The organism is Roseomonas sp. HF4 (genome assembly GCF_005222755.1).
Classification (GTDB): Bacteria; Pseudomonadota; Alphaproteobacteria; order Acetobacterales; family Acetobacteraceae; genus Neoroseomonas.
Map to the genome: position 1 here is coordinate 272,122 of NZ_STGD01000003.1, position 17,515 is coordinate 289,636.

A 17,515-nucleotide genomic window follows, 5' to 3' on the forward strand; every position below is an offset into this window, starting at 1 on the left:
TTGGTGTGCAGTCTCCGCGGTCGCGGCGCCAGTGTCCCCGCTCAGCACGAGGTACCAAAGAAGGGAGGGGGATCGGGGGAGGTTCTCCTCCCCCGACCTTTCAAACCACCACTGCACGCCAGGACATCAATCGGCGGTGCGCATCCCGTTCTCCTCCACGATGCGCCCGAACTTCGTGTATTCCGACCGCCAGAAGGCGCCGAAATCCACCGCGTTGCGATAGCGCACGGGCTGCGCGATGCGTGCGAGCCCGTCGCGCACCGCCGGGTTCTCCATGGTGCGGCGGCAGGCCGTGTCGAAGCGCGCGACCATCTCGGCCGGCGCGCCGGCGGGCAGGTACATGCCGCTCCAGATCGAGAAGACCTGGTCGTGGCCGAGTTCGCGCATTGTCGGCGCGTCGGGGAAGTCCGACAGCCGCGCCTCGGTGAAGGTGGCGATGGCGTGCAGGTCGTATTGCCGGATCAGGATGGACTGGTCGCTGAACAGCGCGACCGTGCCCTGCTGAAAGGCGAGGATGACGTCGCCCGAGCCACGGAAAGGCACATGCAGCATGGGCGTCCCGGCCGAGCGCGTCAGCGCCACCATCGAGATGTGCGGGATGGTCCCGATGCCCGACGACGCATAGGGCAGGTTGCCGCCCTCGGCGCGCGCGCGCGCCGTCACGTCCGCCCAGGTGCGCAGCCCGCTGGCCTTGGGCGTCATCATGATGACCGGGCTGTCGGTCACCTGGCAGACGGGCGTGAAGCTCTCGAGCCCGTAGGGCTGGCGGCGCATGTGCGGCTGGATGGTGACCGGCCCGATCGGCGTGAGGAACAGCGTGTTGCCGTCCGCGCGCGCGCGTGCCGCCTCGGTGGCGCCGATCGTGCCCGAGGCGCCGCCCACGTTGCGCACCACGATCTGCGTGCCGAGGGCGGCCGACAATTCGGGCTGGATCAGCCGGCCGAGGATGTCGGTGGCGCCCCCGGCGGGGAAGGGGATGATCATCTGCATCTGCATCTGCGCGCGCGCCGGCGCGGCGAGCATGAGCAGCGCGGCAAGCGCCGCTCCCGGCAGCAGTCTCATGGCGTCCTCCTCATGCCCTGCCTTGTGGCGGCCGGGCTTACCCGGCAGGCTAGCGCCATTGCGGGAGGATGCAAAAGCCGGATGAGCGGAACCATGACCGGCGGCGCCTGGCTTGCCGCGAGCCTCGCGGCCTCGGGCCAGACGCATGTCTTCTTCGTCGACGCGGTGCTGCGGCGCACGCTGCTCGCGTTGTCGGAGGCGGGCGTCGCGCCGGTGCTCGCGCATACCGAGAAGGCGGCGGCCTACATGGCCGACGGCTATGCGCGCGTGTCGGGCCGGCCGGGCGTCGTGGCGGTGCAGTCGGTGGGCGCGGCGAACCTCGCGGCCGGGTTGCAGGATGCATGGCTCGCGCGCACGCCCATCGTCGCGATGACGGGGCGCAAGGTGCCGGCGCACCAGCACCGCAACGCCTACCAGGAAGTCGACCACGCGCCGCTGTTCGCGCCGGTCGTGAAATACAGCGCCGACGTCGCCGAGGCCGCCGACCTGCCGCGCGCGCTGCGCCAGGCCTTCGCCGCCGCGACGGCGATGCCGCCGCGCCCCGTGCATCTCGAGCTGTTCGGCCTGCAGGCGGAAGTGGTGGAGGGCGGCGCCGTCGCCGCGCCCCCGGCCGACCTCTCGGCCTTCCGGATGCCGCTGCATCGGCCCGGGCCCGAGCCCGGCGCCATCGCCGCCGCCGCCGCCGCGTTGCTGGCCGTGCCGCGCGTCGCGATCGTGGCCGGCGACGGCGCGATGCTATCGGGGTGCGGGGGCGAATTGCTGGCGGTGGCCGAGGCGCTGGCGGCGCCGGTTGCGACCGCGCTCGGCGCGCGCGGCATCGTCTCCACGCGCCATCCGCTGCATATCGGCGTCGCCGGCGCCTATGCCGCGCCGCCGGCCAACCGCATCCTGCAGGAGGCCGACCTGATCCTGATGGTCGGCGCCGATACCGGCGACATGCTGACCAACTACTGGCGCACCCCCGCGCCGGGCGCACAGGTGGTGCAGATCGACGCCGACCCGATGGAATTCGACCGGTCCTACCCTGCGATGGTGGCGGTGCAGGCGGACCCGCGGGCGGCGCTACGCGCGCTCGCCGCGGCGCTCGGCCGGCCGGAGCGGGACGGCGCCTTCCTCGCGGCCGCGCAGGCGCGCATGGCGGAATGGCGGGCGGAGGTCGCGCCGCGGCTCGCCAGCGACGCCGCGCCGATCGACCCGGCGCGGCTTGCCGCCGAGATCACGGCGGCCCTGCCCGCCGACGGCATCCTGGTGGCCGACACCGGCTATTCCGGCATCTGGACCGGCACGCTGGTCGATCTTGAGCCGGGGCAGTCCTACCTCCGCGCGGCGGGCTCGCTCGGCTGGTCGTTCCCTGCCGCGCTCGGCGCGAAATGCGCCGCGCCGCATCGCAAGGTGGTGTGCTGGTCGGGCGACGGCGCGCTCTACTACCACCTCGCGGAACTCGAGACGGCGCGGCGGCGCGGCATCGCGGTCACGCTGGTGGTGAACAACAATTCCGGCTTCGGCCAGGGCTGGCCGAACCTGGTGCGCCAGGCGGGCAACCGGCCGGATGCGGCGGCCGAGCTGCTGCGCTTCGGGCCGACCGACTTCGTGCAGGTCGCGCGGTCCTTCGGCCTCGACGGCATCCGCGTGGAGCGGCCGGAGGAGATCGGCCCCGCGCTCGCCCGCGCCATGGCGTCCGACCGCACGATGGTGGTCGACGTCGTCACCGACATCGAGGCGCGCGCCCCCGCGCCCTGGGCACCGGAAGGAACATAGCCATGGCTCGCGTCGCGGTTCTCGGCGCCGGCACGATGGGCCACGCGCTCGCGCTGGTCTTCGCGCTCGGTGGCCATTCGGTGCGGCTGACGGACAGCAATCCCGCGACGCTCGCCCGGGCCAAGGGCCTGATGGAGACGGCGCTCGCGACGCTGGCCGAGGCGGGCGAGGCGCCGGACGGCTGGACGGCCGCGCATCTCGCCCAGGCGGTCACGCGCCACGACAGCCTGGCCGAGTGCGTCGATGGCGCCGAGATCATCGTGGAGGCGATCGTCGAGGACCCGGACGCGAAGCGCGCGCTCTATGCCGCGCTCGACGCGGTCGCGCCGCCGGAGGCGATCATCGCGTCGAACACCTCCTACCTCGACATCTTCCCGCTGATGCCGGCCGCACGGCAGCGCCGGACGCTGATCGCGCACTGGTACACGCCGCCCTACCTGGTCGACCTGGTCGACATCGTGGGCGGGCCGCAGACCGACCCGGCGGCGGTCGAGACGGTGCGCGCCACGGTCGCGGCCATGGGCAAGCAGCCCATCGTCATGCGGAAATTCGTCCCCGGCTACATCGCCAACCGCATCCAGTCGGCGATCGGGCTCGAGGTGCAGCAGCTGCTCGACGACGGCGTCGCCACGGCCGAGGAGATCGACGCCGCCATCATCCACGGCATCGCGCTGCGGCTGCCGATCCTGGGCGTGCTGGCCAAGGCGGACTTCACCGGGCTGCCGATGATGCAGCTGGCGCTCGCGAACCGGATGTACACGCCGCCGCCGGTGCGGGGCGCGAGCGGGAGCCTCGATGCGCTGGTCGCGCGGGGCCGCACCGGCGTGATGGCGGGCGCGGGCTTCTACGACTGGGGCGGCAAGGACCCCGAAACATTGTTCGAGGAGCGCGACCGCCGCCTGCTGGCGCTGCGCCGCGCGCTCCGGGAGATCGGCACCATGGCTGGACTGGAGCGCGACGCATGATCCGCTACGACCTCAAGGGCAAGACGGCGCTCGTGACCGGCGGCGCGTCGGGCATCGGCCTCGCCACCGCGGTGATGCTGCTGGAATCCGGCGCCAGGGTCGCGATCAACCACCTGGCCGACGACCCGCGCGGGCCGGAGGTGGTGGAGAAGCTGCGGGCCAACGGGCGGGACGCGATCTCGGCGCCGGGCGACGTGGGCGATGCGGCGGACGGCCCGCGCATGGTGGAACAGGCCGTGCGCGACCTCGGGCGGCTCGACTACCTGGTGAACAACGCCGGCACGCCCGGCACGCGCAGCATCATCCGCCCGGCGGAGCTCGACCGCCTGACCGACGAATTGTGGGACACGCTGCTGAAGGTGAACCTGCTCGGCGTGTTCCGCTGCACCAAGGCGGCGGCGCCGGCGCTGCGGGCGGCGGGCGGCGCGGTGGTCAGCGTGGCTTCCGTCGCCGGCCTCGACAGCCCGGGGTCGTCGATGGCCTACGGCGCGACCAAGGCGGGGGTGATAAGCCTGACCAAGAACCTCGCGCGCGCGCTGGCGCCGGAGGTGCGCGTCAACGCCATCGCCCCCGGCGCGGTCGATTCCACCTGGATGGTCGAATGGACCGAGGAGCGCCGTCAGGCGAGCGCCGAGAAGGCGCTGCTGAAACGCCGCTGCCAGCCCGCCGACCTCGCGGAGGTCATGGTCTTCCTGCTGGCCGGCGCCGCGATGGTGACCGGCCAGACGGTCGTCGTCGATGGCGGGCTGACGCTCGAGAGCCGCTGATCAAGGCCCCTTGGCGGCGAGCCCGCCGAGCGTTCCCGCCATCATCGCGAGCGCGGCCAGGCCGCGCAGGTGGTCGGCATCGCCGAGCGGCACCCGCAGCAGCGCGCCCGACTGGCTGCGCAGGTGCAGCTCCGCCCCCTTCGGGGATTCCAGGAGCGCCACGGAATTCAGGTCGTCTGATTGACGGTGGACGAAAGCCAGGTCGGACATTTTTCGGCCTCTCTGACAGCGATGCCGCGGATTGCGGTGCGATGACAGGACGCCCATCCGGCTTACCGGCACGTTAACGCCGCGCCTTGCGGGCGCGAATTTCGCGCCGCAGCATGCGACGAGGACGAAAAGGACCCCGCCATGCCGAGGATCGACGCCGAGCGCTTCCTGAAGGACCTGAACGACCTCCGGCGCATCGGCGCCTACAAGACCGGCGTGCATCGCCCGACCTATTCGCCGGACGACATGGAAAGCCGGCGCTGGCTGATGGAGCGGCTCGCCGAATGCGGGCTCGAGCCCTCGATCGACGGCATCGGCAACGTCTATGGGCGCCACAAGGGGCCGGGGCCGCACCTGCTGGTCGGCAGCCACATCGAGAGCCAGAACTACGCCGGCTGGCTCGACGGCGCGCTTGGCGTCGTGGCCGGGGTGGCGCTGGCGCGCGCCGGCCTGCCCGTCGATGTCTGCGCCTTCGCCGACGAGGAAGGGCATTTCGAGGGCGGCTTCCTCGGCAGCAAGTCGATCATCGGCGAATTGACCGAGGAGGAGATCGACCGCAGCCGCAGCCGCAACGACGGCACGCCGCTGCGCGACGCGCTCGCCGCCGCGGGCCTCGCCGGCAAGCCGCGCATGACGCTCGAGCCCGGCCGCCACAAGGGCTTCTTCGAGATGCACATCGAGCAGGGCCGCGTGCTGGAGGGCAGCGGGCTCCGGCTCGGCGTGGTCACCGGCATCGTCGCCATCTGGCAGTACCGCATCGTGTTCGAGGGGCAGCAGAACCACGCCGGCACCACCACCATGGCGGAACGGCGCGACGCCGGGCTCTCGGCCATGCGGTTGCTCGCCATGATCGACGCGGAATTCCCGCGCGTCGCCGCCGAGCGCAGCGTCTGGACCACCGGGCGCATCACGCTCGAGCCTGGAGCGCCGTCCATCATCCCGGGCCGAGCCGAGGTGCTGTTCCAGTTCCGCGACGTCTCGCCCGAGGTGCTGGAGCGGATGGACGCCGCGCTGCGCGCCCTGGTGCGGGAGAGCAACCGGCGCGAGAAATGCCAGGCGACGATCACGCAGATGAGCCGCGCGACGCCGGCGCTCTGCGACCCGGCGATGATGGCGGCCCTCGACGCCGCGGCCGAACAGGAGGCGTCGGGCGCCTGGATCCGCATGCCGTCGGGCGCCGGGCACGACGCGCAGTACATCGCGAAGCGGATGCCGGTCGCGATGCTGTTCCCGCCTTCGATCGGCGGCATCAGCCACCATTGGAGCGAGGACACGAAGCCAGAGGACCTGGCGCTCGCCTGCCAGGTGCTGGCGGGCGCAGCGGAGCGCTACCTAGCCGGTTGAGGGTATTGATGGCTCTGGCTGGAAGGGCGAGGGGAGAAGGGAACTTCTCCCCCCGGACCCCCCTCAACCTTCCTTGGCGCCTGGCGCCGCCCCACCCAGGATCGGCGCCAAATGACAAGGAAGGGAGGGGGATCGGGGGAGGTTCTCCTCCCCCGACCTTGTCCCTGACCATCCGCCTCAGGGCAGGTGCTTCAGCAGCCCGACCAGTCGCTTGACCGGCGCCGAGAGCAGCTTCGGCGTATAGAACTCCGACGCCGCGCGCTTGCCCGCCTCCTGCGCGGTCGGATAGGGCAGCACGGCGCCCGCCAGCGCCGACAGCTTCCGCCCGATCAGCAGCGCGAACATCCCCGCCATGTTGCCCACGCCCGGCCCGACCAGCGAGGCGCCGAGCAGGCGGCCCTTGCGGTCGGCCACCAGCTTCACCAGCCCCTCGGCGCGGCCCTCGGCGATGAGGCGGTCATTCTCGGCCAGCGGCCAGCGCGTGATGGTCAGGTCGTCCCGCCCGGCGGCGCGCAGTTCCGCCTCGGTGGGCCCGATCTGCGCGATCTCGGGATCGGTGTAGGTGACGCGCGGCAGGGCGTCGTAGCTCACCTTCGCGGGCAGACGAAACAGCATGGACCGCGCGATGATGCCGGCATGCTGGGAACAGACATGGGTGAATGCGCGCGGCCCGAGCCCCTCGGGGTCCGCAATGTCGCCTGCCGCCCAGACGCGGCGGTTCGAGACCGAGCGCAGCGCAAGGGTCGTCTTCACGCCGCGCGGGGAGAATTCGACCCCCGCAGCCTCCAGGCCCAGCCCATCGAGCCGCGCCGCCCGTCCGACGGCCAGCAGCAGGTGCGTGCCCTCGACCCGCGTGCCGTCCTCCAGCGTGACCGCGACGCCCGCCTCGGCACGCGCGACCGCCGCGACCTTCGCGCCCTCATGCAGGGCGACGCCGTCGGCGACGAGCGCGTCCCGCAGGGGGGGCACGCATTCCGGCTCCTCCCGGCCCGCGATGGCGAAGCCCTCCACCACCGTGACCCGGCAGCCGAGGCGGGCATGCGCCTGCGCCATCTCGAGCCCGATCGGCCCGCCGCCGATGATGACGAGGTGGCCGGGTGCCTCGGTCAGGCCGAACAGCGTCTCGTTCGTCAGGAAGGGCACCTCGCCGAGGCCGGGGATGGGCGGCACCACGGCGGCCGACCCTGCCGCGATAACGGCGCGGCGGAAGGTGTGGCGGCGGCCGGCGGCCTCGATCGTGTCTGGCGCGACGAACCGCGCCATGGCCTGCACGACCGTGACGCCCATGGCGGTGAAGCGCTCGACCGAATCATTGGGCGCGATGGCGGCGATGGCGCCCTCGACATGGGCGTTGACGCCCCCCCAGTCGACCACCGGCGGCGGCAGCCGGATGCCGTAGCGGTGCGCGCGGCGCGCCTCGGCCGCGGCATGGGCGGCGGCGAGCAGCGCCTTGGACGGGACGCAGCCGTAGTTGAGGCAGTCGCCCCCCATCTCCCCCTTCTCGAACAGCACGGCCTTGAGGCCGAGCCCGGCCGAGATGGCCGCGACCGAAAGGCCGGCCGCGCCTGCGCCAATGATGGCCACGTCATGATCAGGCATCGCGCTTCCTATTCCGCCACCAGGCACCAAGGAGGGAGAGCCCCGCCAGCCCGAGCAGCGGCAGCAGGATGGCGGGCGAGAAGATGACCGACAGGTCCGGCCGGCCGCCGGCGGCGAAGATCTCGCCCAATCCGGCGCCGATCCCGGAGAAGACCGCGGTGCCCGGGATGATCCCGATGGCGGTCGCGGCCGCATAGGGGGCGAAGGGCATGCCGACCAGCGCCGGCGCGAGGTTCGCAAGCCAGAAGGGCACGACCGGGATCAGGCGCAGCGTCAGGAGGTAGAAGAACCCGTCGCGCTCGAGCCCCGGCCGGACCTTGTCGAGCAGCCCCGCGGCGCGGCCGGCGACGAAGGGGGCAAGCGCCGTGCGCGCGGCCAGGAACAGCGCGCAGGCACCAAGCGTCGCCCCCACGACCGTCAGCGCCGTGCCAAGCAGCGCGCCGAACAGGAAGCCGCCGGCCAGCGTCATCACCGCGCCGCCGGGCAATGACAGCGCAACGACCGCGACATAGGCCGCCACATAGGCGCCGGCCGCCAGCGCCGGCCGGGCCGCGACCCAGCCGACCAGCGTGGCGCGATGCTCGGCCAGCGCCTCGAAGGACAGCAGGCGGGTCGCGCCGCTGGCCCAGGCAAGGCCGAGCAGCGCGGCGAGAAGGATCAGGGGCCAGAACCTGGCGAGTGCGGTACGGACGGGGCTTGGCATGGCTGCTGACGGGTTCGTCCTGCTCGGGGCCAGGGTTACATGCCGCACGGTTCGGCGGAATCGCGGCCGCCGCGGTTGACGCCCGGCGATCCCCCTCCCTATACCTCGCCCCCTCGCCGGCGCGCGCCCCCCACGGGTCCGCCGGTCCGTTCTGCTGGCGCCAGGCTGCGCGCGCCGGCGCCGAGGTTCAGGAGACTTGTCGTGAAGCGTACCTACCAGCCCTCGAAGCTCGTCCGGAAGCGCCGGCACGGGTTCCGCACCCGCAGCGCCACGGTGGGCGGCCGCAACATCCTGGCCAATCGCCGCTCGAAGGGCCGCAAGCGCCTCTCGGCCTGATCGGGTTCGCCGCGCGGAGCGACGCATGTCGGGCCACGCCGACCAGGCCGAGCCCAGCCCGGGTACGCCCGCGCTTCGCCTCAAGAAGCGCCGGGACTTCCTGCGCGTCTCCTCGCGCGGGAAGCGCGCGGCGCGGCCGGGCCTCGTGCTGCAGGCCGCGGCTGGGGAGGAAGGCCGGCTGCGCGTCGGCTTCACCGTGACCAAGAAGGTCGGCAACGCCGTGGTGCGCAACCGTGCCAAGCGACGGCTCCGGGAGGCCGCGCGCCTCACGCTGCCGACGGTGGGCGCCGCGGGGTGGGACCTCGTGCTGGTCGGGCGCGACGGGACCGGCCGCCGGCGCTTCGCGGACCTGATCGGCGACCTGCAGGGCGCGCTGCGGCAGGCCGGCGTCACGCGATGAACAGGCGCGCCGCCGCCGCGACGACCGAACACGGCCCGGCCGCGACCACCGGGCGCCGCGCCGCTGCGGCGGCCGGGCGCGCCTCCGGCGCGACGAGCGCACCCGCCGCCGTGCTCAAGGGCTGCGTCCACGCCTATCGCTACACGCTGCGCGGCGTGATCGGCGCCAATTGCCGCTTCCACCCGTCCTGCAGCGACTACGCGCTCGAGGCGCTCAGCGCGCATGGCGCGGCGCGCGGCGGGCTGATGGCGGCCCGCCGCATCCTCCGCTGCAATCCCTGGCATCCGGGCGGCTACGACCCGGTGCCCCCACCGACACCGCCCAAGGGCTGAGACATCCCCCCGATGGACCAGAAGCGCCTGTTCGCCGCGATCGCGCTCTCGATCGGCATCCTGCTGATCTTCGACGTGTGGAACCGTGCGAACACACCGCCCGCGCCGCCGCGCGTCGCCCAGCAGGCGGGGCAGGCCGCGCCAGACGTGCCGGTGCCGGCGCCGGCCTCGGGTGCTGTGCCCGCCGTCGTGCCCGCCGCGCCGGGCGCACCCGGCGGCGCCGAGGCGCGGGCCGCCGGGGCCCGCCCACCCGCTGCGCGCGTCGCGATCGAGAACCCGCGCGTCGCGGGCAGCATCAACCTGCGCGGCGCGCGCATCGACGACCTCGTCTTCACGACCTACCGGGAGACGCTCGACCCCGCGTCGCCGCAGGTGCGGCTGTTCGACCGCCGGGACAGCGCCGCGCCCTATTTCGCGCAATGGGGCTGGACCGCCGCCGACGGCCGCACCCGCGTGCCGGACAACGAGACCGACTGGACCGCCGAGGGCGGGCCGCTCGCGCCCGGCCGTCCGGTCACCCTCACCTGGGACAACGGCCAGGGCCAGGTCTTCGAGATCGTGCTGGCGCTCGACGCCGAATACATGGTCACGGCCGAGCAGCGCGTGCGCAACACCGACGCGGATCCGGTGGAACTTCTGCCCTGGGCGCGCATCCGGCGCGAGCACACGCCGCAGACCGCCGGCTTCTTCATCCTGCACGAAGGCTTCACCGGCGTGCTGAACGGCCGCCTGCGGGAAGTCTCCTACGGCGACGTGAAGTCGGAGGCCGCGCGCCGTCGCGGCGTCGGCCTCGAGGAGGAGACGTCCGGCGGCTGGGCCGGCATCACGGACAAGTACTGGCTGGCGGCGATCATGCCGGGCGGGCCGGACCAGACGATGCGCGCCTCCTATCGCCACGTGAACGAGGGCGGCGGCGCCGCGGGCGACCGCTGGCAGGTCGACCTCGCCCCGCCGGCGCCGGTCACGGTCGCGGCCGGCGGCACGGCCGCGACCTCGACCCGGCTGTTCGCCGGGGCGAAGGAGGTGCACCTGCTCGACAGCTACATGTCGCGGCTGAACATCACCGACTTCGACAAGGCGATCGATTTCGGCTGGTTCTACTTCCTGGTGAAGCCGTTCTTCCTGGCGCTCGACTGGCTGTTCCGCATGACGGGGAACTTCGGCGTCGCCATCCTGATCTTCACGGTGCTGATCAAGGCGGCATTCTTCCCGCTGGCCAACAAGGCCTACAAGTCGATGGCGCGGATGAAGGTCCTCGCTCCGAAGATGACCGAGGTGAAGGAGCGCTACAAGGACGACCCCCAGAAGGCGCAGCAGGAGATGATGGCGCTGTACCGGAGCGAGAAGGTCAACCCGGCCTCCGGCTGCCTGCCCATCCTGATCCAGATCCCGGTCTTCTTCGCGCTCTACAAGGCGCTGTTCGTGACCATCGAGATGCGCCACCAGCCCTTCTTCGGCTGGATCCAGGACCTTTCGGCGCCCGATCCGACCAACCTGTTCAACCTGTTCGGCCTGCTGCCCTTCGACCCGATGCAGTGGTCGGCGTTCCTGCACATGCCGGCCTGGGCGATCATCATGGGCGTCACGATGTGGGTGCAGCAGAAGCTGAACCCGCAGCCGCCCGACCCGATCCAGGCCAAGATCTTCGCCTGGCTGCCGATCGTCTTCACCTTCATGCTGGCGTCCTTCCCGGCGGGGCTGATCATCTACTGGGCCTGGAACAACACGCTGTCGGTGGCGCAGCAATACTACATCATGCGGCACGAACGGGCGGAGCGGCGGGCGGCCAAGGCCGGCGGCAAGGCGAAGTGAATCGTCAGCAGGCGGCGGGGGAGGGGGTCCTCCCCCGCGCTCCCTCCTCCCGGCCGTCGTCCCCGTGACCGGCCTGCTCGAGGCCCGCGACGATGCCGAGCGCGCCGCGCTGATCGAGGCCGGCCGCCTGTTGTTCGCGCGCCCCTGCGAGTTCTTCCACGCCGCGCAGAAGCCCGATCAGCTGCCCGAGCCCGGCCTGCCGGAAGTGGCATTCTGCGGGCGCTCCAACGTCGGGAAGTCGTCGCTCATCAACGCGCTGACGGGGCAGAAGGCGCTCGCGCGCGTCTCCCAGACGCCGGGGCGCACGCGGCAGCTGAACTTCTTCGACCTGGCCGGACGGATCGTGCTCGTGGACCTGCCTGGCTACGGCTACGCGAAGGCGTCGAAGGACCTGCAGCGGGACTGGCAGGGCATGATGTTCGACTTCCTGCGCGGACGGCCGAACCTGATGCGGGTGATCCTGCTGCTCGATGCCCGGATTGAGACCAAGACCGCCGATCGCGCGGCGATGGAGTTGCTGAACGCCGCCGCCGTCGCTTTCCAGATCGTGCTGACCAAGGCCGACGAGGTCGGGCCGGTGAAACTGGCGGCGCGGCTGGCCGAGGTTGAGGCCCTGGCGCGGGCGCACACCGCCGCGCATCCGCTCGTGCTCGTCACCAGCAGCAGGACGGGCGCGGGCATCCCGGAGGTGCGTGCGGAGATCGCTTCGCTCGCGGCCTAGGCGACAGGGCGGGCGCGCGCCCCGAACCAAGCCCGCCGCCCGGCGTCCTGGACGGTGCCCGCGGGACTGATACCAAGCGCATGAAGTTCCGACTTTCGGCCCGAAGGGCCGGGGCCGCGACTGCGGCCCGCCGGTCGTCCGGCGAAGCCAAGGGCCGCGGATGCGGCCCGCCCGGCGTCTGAGGGGCACGAAGGTGAAACCTTCGTGCGCCCGGTATGACAACGACAGACGCGCCTCGGGCAAGCCGCTTCGGCCTCCATCCAACCACGCTCAAATTTCCTTGAAGTGGCCCGAAGCCCGGCCGATGCTCCCTCGCGGATCGCCGGATCGGCCGGCCAGGCGGAGGCAGGCGCATGACGCAGGACGCGCAGGGGAATGCCGTCTCGGGCGGTACGCCGGAGTCCGTGGACCGCCTCGACCAAGCCATCCGCGCCTTCACCATCGGCCATGGCGATCCGCTGGCCCTGCTCGACGCGGCCGCCGCCCTGTCGCCCGACATGCCGATGGCCCTGATCGCCAAGGCGTGGATCCTCGCGATCCCGGTCGATCCCAGGCTGGCCACCATGGCGCGCGACCTCGCCGGGCGGGCACGGGCGCTGTCCCTGAACGGGCGCGAGCGCGCACTGCTCGGCGCGCTCGACCTGCTGCTCAACGGCGAAAGGCGGGCCAGCGTCACGGCACTTGAAGCCCATCTGCTGGACCATCCGCGCGATCTGCTCGCGCATTACGCCGCCTTCTACGGCGACGCGCTGTTGGGCCGCTTTCCCCGGACGCGCGAACGGGTGGCGCGCGCCCTGCCGTACTGGTCGCCCGACACGCCGGGATTCGCGGTGCTGCGCGCGGCGCGGGGCTTCGCGCTGGAGGAGGCCGGCAGCTACGCCGAGGCGGAGGAGGATGCCCGGGCGGCCATCGCCCTGGAGCCGCATCTCTATTTCGCCCACCACGGGATCATGCATTGCCTGGAGATGACCGGCCGCCCCGGGGACGGCCTCGCCTGGGGCAGGGAGCACGTTCCGCTGTGGGCCTCGGCCGAAAGCGGCGCGCAGGGCCATCTCTGGTGGCATACATCGCTGTTCCACGTCGAGCTCGGCCAGTTCAACGAGGCGCTGGACCTGTTTGACGGCCCGGTGATGCGCACGATCCGCCCGATCGGCTTCTCGCTCTGCGACCCCGCCGCCCTGCTGTGGCGCCTGGACACGCTCGGCTGCGACGTCGGCCGCCGCTGGCAGGACCTGCTGCCGCGCTGGGAAGGGCATGCCGATGGCCGCAGCATCGTCTTCGCCGACATGCACGCCGCGATGACTGAACTGCGTTCCGGCAACGAGGCCCTCGCCGAGGCGCGCCTGTCCACCATGAGCCAGACCGCCGCTGGCAGCGGCGAGCCCGCGGCGATGTACCGGGAGGTCGGTGTGCCCCTCATCGAGGGCATCATCGCCTTCCACCGCGGCGCGTATGACGACTGCGTCGAGCGCCTGTTCCCGCTGCGCGCCGAAATCTGGCGCATCGGCGGAAGCCATGCGCAGCGCGACATCATCGACTGGACCCTGACCGTCGCCGCGCTGCGCGGCGGCCGCAGAGCGCTCGCCCTGGGCCTGGCCTACGAGCGGCTGGCGGGGCGCCCCGAGAGCCTCATCAATCGGCGGTTCCACGACGAGGCAGAGCAGATCGCTGCCTGATCACGGGCCGGCGGGCTTCGAATGAACGGCAGTCGGGCGGAACCAGCAAGGGAACTCGAAATGCCGGGACCTGCACCGAAGATCCGCACTTCGTTCATGTGCACGATTCCCTCGGCGGTTGTGACGCAAGCCTTGGCACATGCGGGTGCAGACGCTGTCGTTATCGACCAGGAACATGGCGCAATCGGACCGGAGCATCTCCACGCGATGATTGCCGCGACGGCAGGCACGAAGTGTCGTCCTCTCGTGAGAGTCGGCAAGCGCGACGAGGCCATGGTGAAGCTGGCTCTCGACATGGGAGCCGCAGGCGTGGTTTTCCCCCTGGTGAATACCGCACAAGAGGCGGCGGATTGCGTCGCCATGACACGCTATCCGCCCCGGGGCAGGCGCGGTTTCGGCCCCTTTATCGGTCATTCCAGATGGGGCTTCTCGTTCGACGAATATTTGTCAAAGGTTGGAGGCACGATCATCTGCAACATATTGATTGAAACCAAATCGGCAATCGACAACATAGAGGCAATTTGTTCTGTCGAGGGCATCAGCGCCTTGATCCTTGCCCCGTTCGACCTCGCGGTTGAGTTGGGTTGCCCCGGTCAATTTGACAGCCAGGAGTTCTTGAAGGCCGTGGAGCAGTTCGAACGAGCCACGACAGCGGCCAAGGTCGCGAAAAGCACCGTCGCGATGACGGAAGAGCAGGTACAGGCAGCTACGGTGCGGGGCTACGCGGCGGTGATGCTAGGCTTCGACGTTCTTATGCTTAAGAATTCTGCGACAACAGCAATCAGTTGGATAAAATGATCGACTGAAATTCCAATACGGGGCTTAGATCCAGTATTGGTCCACCACGTCGGGCCGCCGATGGTGATTCTGTGCGTGCTGCCGACATCGAAAAGCAGACAACGGCTCGGATCATTTGTTCCTGTGGTGACGCTTGCAGGTCATCGGTTCGACCGGAAGAATAGTGCCTGTTGGCTTCTTCAGGCGACACGTGATGGGCTTGGGAAAATCCCAGGCAGCGAAGCCTCGCTAAGAATTCTTCCGGCACCCGTCGATTGAGCCACGGCTCACCATTGGCGGTCCAGCCGCGGATCAGCCCGTGCTGGCGATCGATCGCGACGTGGTTCTTGTAGCCGAAGGCCGCGACCGCGAGATCGATCTGCGGCGCGCCATCCCCGCGCGGCCTAGCCTTGAAGAACCTTACTGTCCGGCGCGCACCGCGGTCCTTCTGGCGCAACTTCGCGGGCTTCTCCGCCCCGCCCTCGGGTATTTTCCCAGCCGTGACCGCCGCCCGCTCCGCCTCGGTGTTGCGCTGCTTTGGCGCGGCGACGATGATCGCGTCCACGATCTGGAGGTCTCCAGCAGCCTGATCACCACGGGACGACAGGACCCATCTCCGCCTACGCCCGCGCCAGATTCTCCCGCAGCGTCGCCCCCGCATATTCCCGCCGGAACAGCCCGCGCCGCTGCAACTCCGGCACCACCAGCCGGCAGAATTCCTCGAACATCCGCGGATGCACGGTCGGCGTGATGATGAAGCCGTCGCACGCCCCGGCGGTGAACCATTCCTCCAGCGTGTCCGCGATGGTGGCGGGCGTGCCGACCAGCAGCGAGCGCGGCTTCGCCACCGCATCCTGGAAGCCGATGCCCTCCTGCCGCATCACCTGCAGCACGCGGTCCTGCGAGCCCACGATGCCCTGATTGCCCTGGCGTGCCCGCATCTCCTCCGGCGAGGCGACCTTCGACAGGTCCACGCCCATCAGCGCCGAATTCAGCATCCGCTGTGCGTCGGGATCGATCAGCGATTGCAGGTATTCGTACTTCTCCTGCGCGATCGCCTGCGTCTCGCCGATCACCGTCATGAAGGACGGCAGCACCTTGCAGTCCTGCGGTGCGCGGTCGAATTTCGCCATGCGCGCCTTGAGGTCGCTGGTGAAGGCGATGCCATCGGCCATCGTATGCGGCGTGCAGAAGACCAGCTCCGCCCAGCGCGCGGCGAAGTCCCGCCCGCGATCGGACGACCCCGCCTGCATGAAGACCGGGCGCACCTGCGGCGTGCGCGGCATGGCCAGCGGCCCGCGCGTGCGCACGTAACGGCCTTCGAAATTCGTGTAGCGGACCTTCGTCGGATCGACGAAGACACCGCCCTCCCGGTCGGCGACGATGGCACCTTCGTCCCAGGACTCCCACAGCGCGTTGCAGGCGGCGACGACCTCCTCGGCGCGATCGTAGCGCTCCTCCTTGCCTGGGATTCCGTCCATCCCGAAGTTGCGCGCCTCGAGGTCGGTCGCCGAGGTCACGATGTTCCACGCCATCCGCCCGCCGCTCAGCAGGTCGAGCGAGGCCAGCGTGCGCGCGATCCAGTACGGATGCAGCAGCGTGGTGGACAGCGTCGCACCGAGGCCCAGGTGCTTCGTCACCCGCGCCATGACCGGCAGCACCACCAGCGGGTCGAGGTAGGAGATCTGCCCGCCCATCCGCAGATAGGCGTCGAAGTTCCCGCCATGGATGTCCGGCAGGCCGAAGGTGTCGGCGTAGAAGCAGGCGTCGAAGCGCGCATCCTCCAGCACGCGGGCGATGTGCTCGTAGCGGCCGGGGTCGAAGATGTCGTCGAGCGCCGCCTCGGGATGCCGCCAGGCGCCGGGATGGTTCGCTGTCGGCCCGGTCTTGAGGTAGGCGACCAGGTGCATCCGGCGCGCTGTCATGGGCGGCGGTTCCGGTCGGCTGCGGCGGGACGGGCCATGGGACCTCCGGGTCTGGGGCGGCCCTGACGGGGTCTCCGGCGCTGCCGCCGGTCCATGCTGTCAGGGCGCGCACGGGGCGGCAAGGCGAGGCCCGCCGCAGGATCGTCATCCGCGCCGGGCGATTTCCACCCGCGCGGTTCTGCTCTAAGGGGGTCGGCGCCGGCCGCCCCGGCCCCCTCCAGACGCACGAGCCGCGCATGACCGAGAGCCCCGACACGCCCGACGCCATGACCATCCTGGCCGGTGCCCTGCCCTTCCTGAAGCGCTACGACGACGCGATCGTGGTGGTGAAGTACGGCGGCCACGCGATGGGGGAGGAGGAGACGGCGCTGCGCTTCGGCCGCGACATCGCGCTGCTGGAGCAGGTCGGCGTCAGCCCCGTGGTCGTGCATGGCGGCGGGCCGCAGATCAACGCCATGCTGAAGCGGCTCGACGTGAAGTCGACCTTCGTGCAGGGCCTGCGCGTCACGGATGCCGAGATGCTGGACGTGGTCGAGATGGTCCTTGCGGGCCCCGTGAACAAGCAGGTGGCCGAGGCCATCACGCGCGCGGGCGTCATGGCGGTCGGCATCTCGGGCAAGGATGGCGGCCTGATCCGCGCGCGCAAGCTGGCCCGCAGCTACCGCGACCCCGACAGCAACATCGAGCGCGTGCTCGACCTCGGCTTCGTGGGGGAACCGGCGAGCGTCGACCCACGCGTGCTGCGCCTGATGATCGGCGCCGACATCGTGCCGGTGGTGGCCCCCGTGGGCGTGGGTGAGGACGGGCAGACCTACAACATCAACGCCGACACGGCCGCCGGTGCCATCGCCGGCGCGCTCGGCGCCGAGCGGTTGCTGATGCTGACCGACGTTCCCGGCGTGCTCGACACCGACAAGCAACTGATCCCCGAAATGACGGTCGCCGAGGTGAAGGCCGGCATCGAGGCCGGCTGGATCTCCGGCGGCATGATCCCGAAGGTCGAGACCTGCATCTACGCCATCGAGCGCGGCGTGAAGGGCGCGGTCATCCTGGATGGCCGCGTGCCGCACGCGGTGCTGCGGGAATTGTTCACCGACGGCGGCGCGGGTACGCTGATCCGCGCCTGAG

At 71.1% G+C, this 17,515-nt stretch carries 17 protein-coding genes and 1 pseudogene; 12 read left to right on the top strand and 6 right to left on the bottom strand.

Going from position 1 to position 17,515, the window contains the following annotated elements:
• Nucleotides 1-126: 126 nt before the first annotated feature.
• Nucleotides 127-1,062: a tripartite tricarboxylate transporter substrate binding protein gene (locus tag E8M80_RS06890; RefSeq protein ID WP_170979239.1), complete on the bottom strand. Its 936-nt coding sequence runs from the start codon at nucleotides 1,060-1,062 to the stop codon at nucleotides 127-129.
• 81 nt (nucleotides 1,063-1,143) lie between these two features.
• On the opposite strand from E8M80_RS06890, the gene E8M80_RS06895 reads away from it, so the two are divergent.
• The 3 genes from E8M80_RS06895 to E8M80_RS06905 are packed head-to-tail and all read left to right on the top strand — an operon-like array spanning nucleotide 1,144 to nucleotide 4,552.
• Nucleotides 1,144-2,820, top strand: coding sequence for a thiamine pyrophosphate-binding protein (locus E8M80_RS06895; protein WP_170979240.1), 1,677 nt, complete (start codon nucleotides 1,144-1,146; stop codon nucleotides 2,818-2,820).
• A 2-nt stretch (nucleotides 2,821-2,822) separates the two neighbouring features.
• Nucleotides 2,823-3,785, top strand: a complete 963-nt coding sequence (locus E8M80_RS06900; RefSeq protein WP_137124928.1) for a 3-hydroxyacyl-CoA dehydrogenase family protein — start codon at nucleotides 2,823-2,825, stop codon at nucleotides 3,783-3,785.
• Nucleotides 3,782-4,552, top strand: a complete 771-nt coding sequence (locus E8M80_RS06905; RefSeq protein ID WP_137124929.1) for an SDR family NAD(P)-dependent oxidoreductase — start codon at nucleotides 3,782-3,784, stop codon at nucleotides 4,550-4,552. Before E8M80_RS06900 ends, E8M80_RS06905 begins: the two co-directional genes overlap by 4 nt.
• On the opposite strand, the gene E8M80_RS06910 is transcribed toward E8M80_RS06905, so the two are convergent.
• Nucleotides 4,553-4,762, bottom strand: coding sequence for a hypothetical protein (locus tag E8M80_RS06910; RefSeq protein WP_137124930.1), 210 nt, complete (start codon nucleotides 4,760-4,762; stop codon nucleotides 4,553-4,555).
• 141 nt (nucleotides 4,763-4,903) lie between these two features.
• Here E8M80_RS06910 and E8M80_RS06915 point away from each other — a divergent pair, with 141 nt between their 5' ends.
• Nucleotides 4,904-6,106 (top strand): Zn-dependent hydrolase, encoded by a 1,203-nt coding sequence (locus E8M80_RS06915; protein ID WP_137124931.1) that lies wholly within the window; start codon nucleotides 4,904-4,906, stop codon nucleotides 6,104-6,106.
• Nucleotides 6,107-6,283: 177 nt separating this feature from the next.
• On the opposite strand, the gene E8M80_RS06920 is transcribed toward E8M80_RS06915, so the two are convergent.
• Both E8M80_RS06920 and E8M80_RS06925 read right to left on the bottom strand, forming a co-directional pair.
• Nucleotides 6,284-7,690 carry an NAD(P)/FAD-dependent oxidoreductase gene (locus E8M80_RS06920; protein WP_240789924.1) on the bottom strand — a complete coding sequence of 469 codons (1,407 nt, stop codon included), beginning with the start codon at nucleotides 7,688-7,690 and terminating at the stop codon, nucleotides 6,284-6,286.
• 7 nt (nucleotides 7,691-7,697) lie between these two features.
• Nucleotides 7,698-8,408, bottom strand: a complete 711-nt coding sequence (locus tag E8M80_RS06925; RefSeq protein WP_137124933.1) for a TVP38/TMEM64 family protein — start codon at nucleotides 8,406-8,408, stop codon at nucleotides 7,698-7,700.
• 201 nt (nucleotides 8,409-8,609) lie between these two features.
• On the opposite strand from E8M80_RS06925, the gene rpmH reads away from it, so the two are divergent.
• From rpmH to E8M80_RS06960, 7 genes are all read left to right on the top strand, one after another.
• Nucleotides 8,610-8,744, top strand: a complete 135-nt coding sequence (gene rpmH, locus E8M80_RS06930) for a 50S ribosomal protein L34 (RefSeq protein ID WP_137124934.1) — start codon at nucleotides 8,610-8,612, stop codon at nucleotides 8,742-8,744.
• A 25-nt stretch (nucleotides 8,745-8,769) separates the two neighbouring features.
• Entirely contained in the window at nucleotides 8,770-9,144 is a 375-nt protein-coding gene (gene rnpA / locus E8M80_RS06935) for a ribonuclease P protein component (protein ID WP_137124935.1), read from the top strand.
• A gap of 110 nt (nucleotides 9,145-9,254) precedes the next feature.
• Nucleotides 9,255-9,476, top strand: a complete 222-nt coding sequence (gene yidD / locus E8M80_RS06940; RefSeq protein ID WP_240789935.1) for a membrane protein insertion efficiency factor YidD — start codon at nucleotides 9,255-9,257, stop codon at nucleotides 9,474-9,476.
• A 12-nt stretch (nucleotides 9,477-9,488) separates the two neighbouring features.
• Nucleotides 9,489-11,288 (top strand): membrane protein insertase YidC, encoded by a 1,800-nt coding sequence (gene yidC, locus E8M80_RS06945; protein ID WP_137124937.1) that lies wholly within the window; start codon nucleotides 9,489-9,491, stop codon nucleotides 11,286-11,288.
• 64 nt (nucleotides 11,289-11,352) lie between these two features.
• On the top strand, nucleotides 11,353-12,009 hold the full coding sequence (gene yihA / locus E8M80_RS06950) for a ribosome biogenesis GTP-binding protein YihA/YsxC (protein WP_137124938.1): 657 nt from the start codon (nucleotides 11,353-11,355) through the stop codon (nucleotides 12,007-12,009).
• A 353-nt stretch (nucleotides 12,010-12,362) separates the two neighbouring features.
• Entirely contained in the window at nucleotides 12,363-13,685 is a 1,323-nt protein-coding gene (locus tag E8M80_RS06955; protein ID WP_137124939.1) for a tetratricopeptide repeat protein, read from the top strand.
• Nucleotides 13,686-13,706: 21 nt separating this feature from the next.
• On the top strand, nucleotides 13,707-14,483 hold the full coding sequence (locus tag E8M80_RS06960) for an HpcH/HpaI aldolase/citrate lyase family protein (RefSeq protein ID WP_137124940.1): 777 nt from the start codon (nucleotides 13,707-13,709) through the stop codon (nucleotides 14,481-14,483).
• Between the two features lie 274 nt (nucleotides 14,484-14,757).
• Here the strand turns inward: E8M80_RS06960 and E8M80_RS26530 are convergent.
• Nucleotides 14,758-15,033 (bottom strand): annotated as a pseudogene (locus E8M80_RS26530) (IS5/IS1182 family transposase); the annotation flags it as partial.
• 49 nt (nucleotides 15,034-15,082) lie between these two features.
• A complete protein-coding gene (locus tag E8M80_RS06970; RefSeq protein WP_137124942.1) occupies nucleotides 15,083-16,387 on the bottom strand; it encodes an NtaA/DmoA family FMN-dependent monooxygenase in 1,305 nt (434 codons plus the stop codon).
• A gap of 236 nt (nucleotides 16,388-16,623) precedes the next feature.
• On the opposite strand from E8M80_RS06970, the gene argB reads away from it, so the two are divergent.
• Nucleotides 16,624-17,514: an acetylglutamate kinase gene (argB, locus tag E8M80_RS06975; RefSeq protein WP_137124943.1), complete on the top strand. Its 891-nt coding sequence runs from the start codon at nucleotides 16,624-16,626 to the stop codon at nucleotides 17,512-17,514.
• Nucleotide 17,515 lies beyond the last annotated feature (1 nt).

What these genes read in the sequence shown, in the direction of transcription:
- E8M80_RS06890 (WP_170979239.1), bottom strand. Translation starts at nt 1,062, where the DNA reads ATGAGACTGCTGCCGGGAGCGGCGCTTGCCGCGCTGCTCATGCTCGCC.
- E8M80_RS06895 (WP_170979240.1), top strand. Translation starts at nt 1,144, where the DNA reads ATGAGCGGAACCATGACCGGCGGCGCCTGGCTTGCCGCGAGCCTCGCG.
- E8M80_RS06900 (WP_137124928.1), top strand. Translation starts at nt 2,823, where the DNA reads ATGGCTCGCGTCGCGGTTCTCGGCGCCGGCACGATGGGCCACGCGCTC.
- E8M80_RS06905 (WP_137124929.1), top strand. Translation starts at nt 3,782, where the DNA reads ATGATCCGCTACGACCTCAAGGGCAAGACGGCGCTCGTGACCGGCGGC.
- E8M80_RS06910 (WP_137124930.1), bottom strand. Translation starts at nt 4,762, where the DNA reads ATGTCCGACCTGGCTTTCGTCCACCGTCAATCAGACGACCTGAATTCC.
- E8M80_RS06915 (WP_137124931.1), top strand. Translation starts at nt 4,904, where the DNA reads ATGCCGAGGATCGACGCCGAGCGCTTCCTGAAGGACCTGAACGACCTC.
- E8M80_RS06925 (WP_137124933.1), bottom strand. Translation starts at nt 8,408, where the DNA reads ATGCCAAGCCCCGTCCGTACCGCACTCGCCAGGTTCTGGCCCCTGATC.
- rnpA (WP_137124935.1), top strand. Translation starts at nt 8,770, where the DNA reads ATGTCGGGCCACGCCGACCAGGCCGAGCCCAGCCCGGGTACGCCCGCG.
- yidC (WP_137124937.1), top strand. Translation starts at nt 9,489, where the DNA reads ATGGACCAGAAGCGCCTGTTCGCCGCGATCGCGCTCTCGATCGGCATC.
- E8M80_RS06955 (WP_137124939.1), top strand. Translation starts at nt 12,363, where the DNA reads ATGACGCAGGACGCGCAGGGGAATGCCGTCTCGGGCGGTACGCCGGAG.
- E8M80_RS06960 (WP_137124940.1), top strand. Translation starts at nt 13,707, where the DNA reads ATGAACGGCAGTCGGGCGGAACCAGCAAGGGAACTCGAAATGCCGGGA.
- E8M80_RS06970 (WP_137124942.1), bottom strand. Translation starts at nt 16,387, where the DNA reads ATGACAGCGCGCCGGATGCACCTGGTCGCCTACCTCAAGACCGGGCCG.
- argB (WP_137124943.1), top strand. Translation starts at nt 16,624, where the DNA reads ATGACCGAGAGCCCCGACACGCCCGACGCCATGACCATCCTGGCCGGT.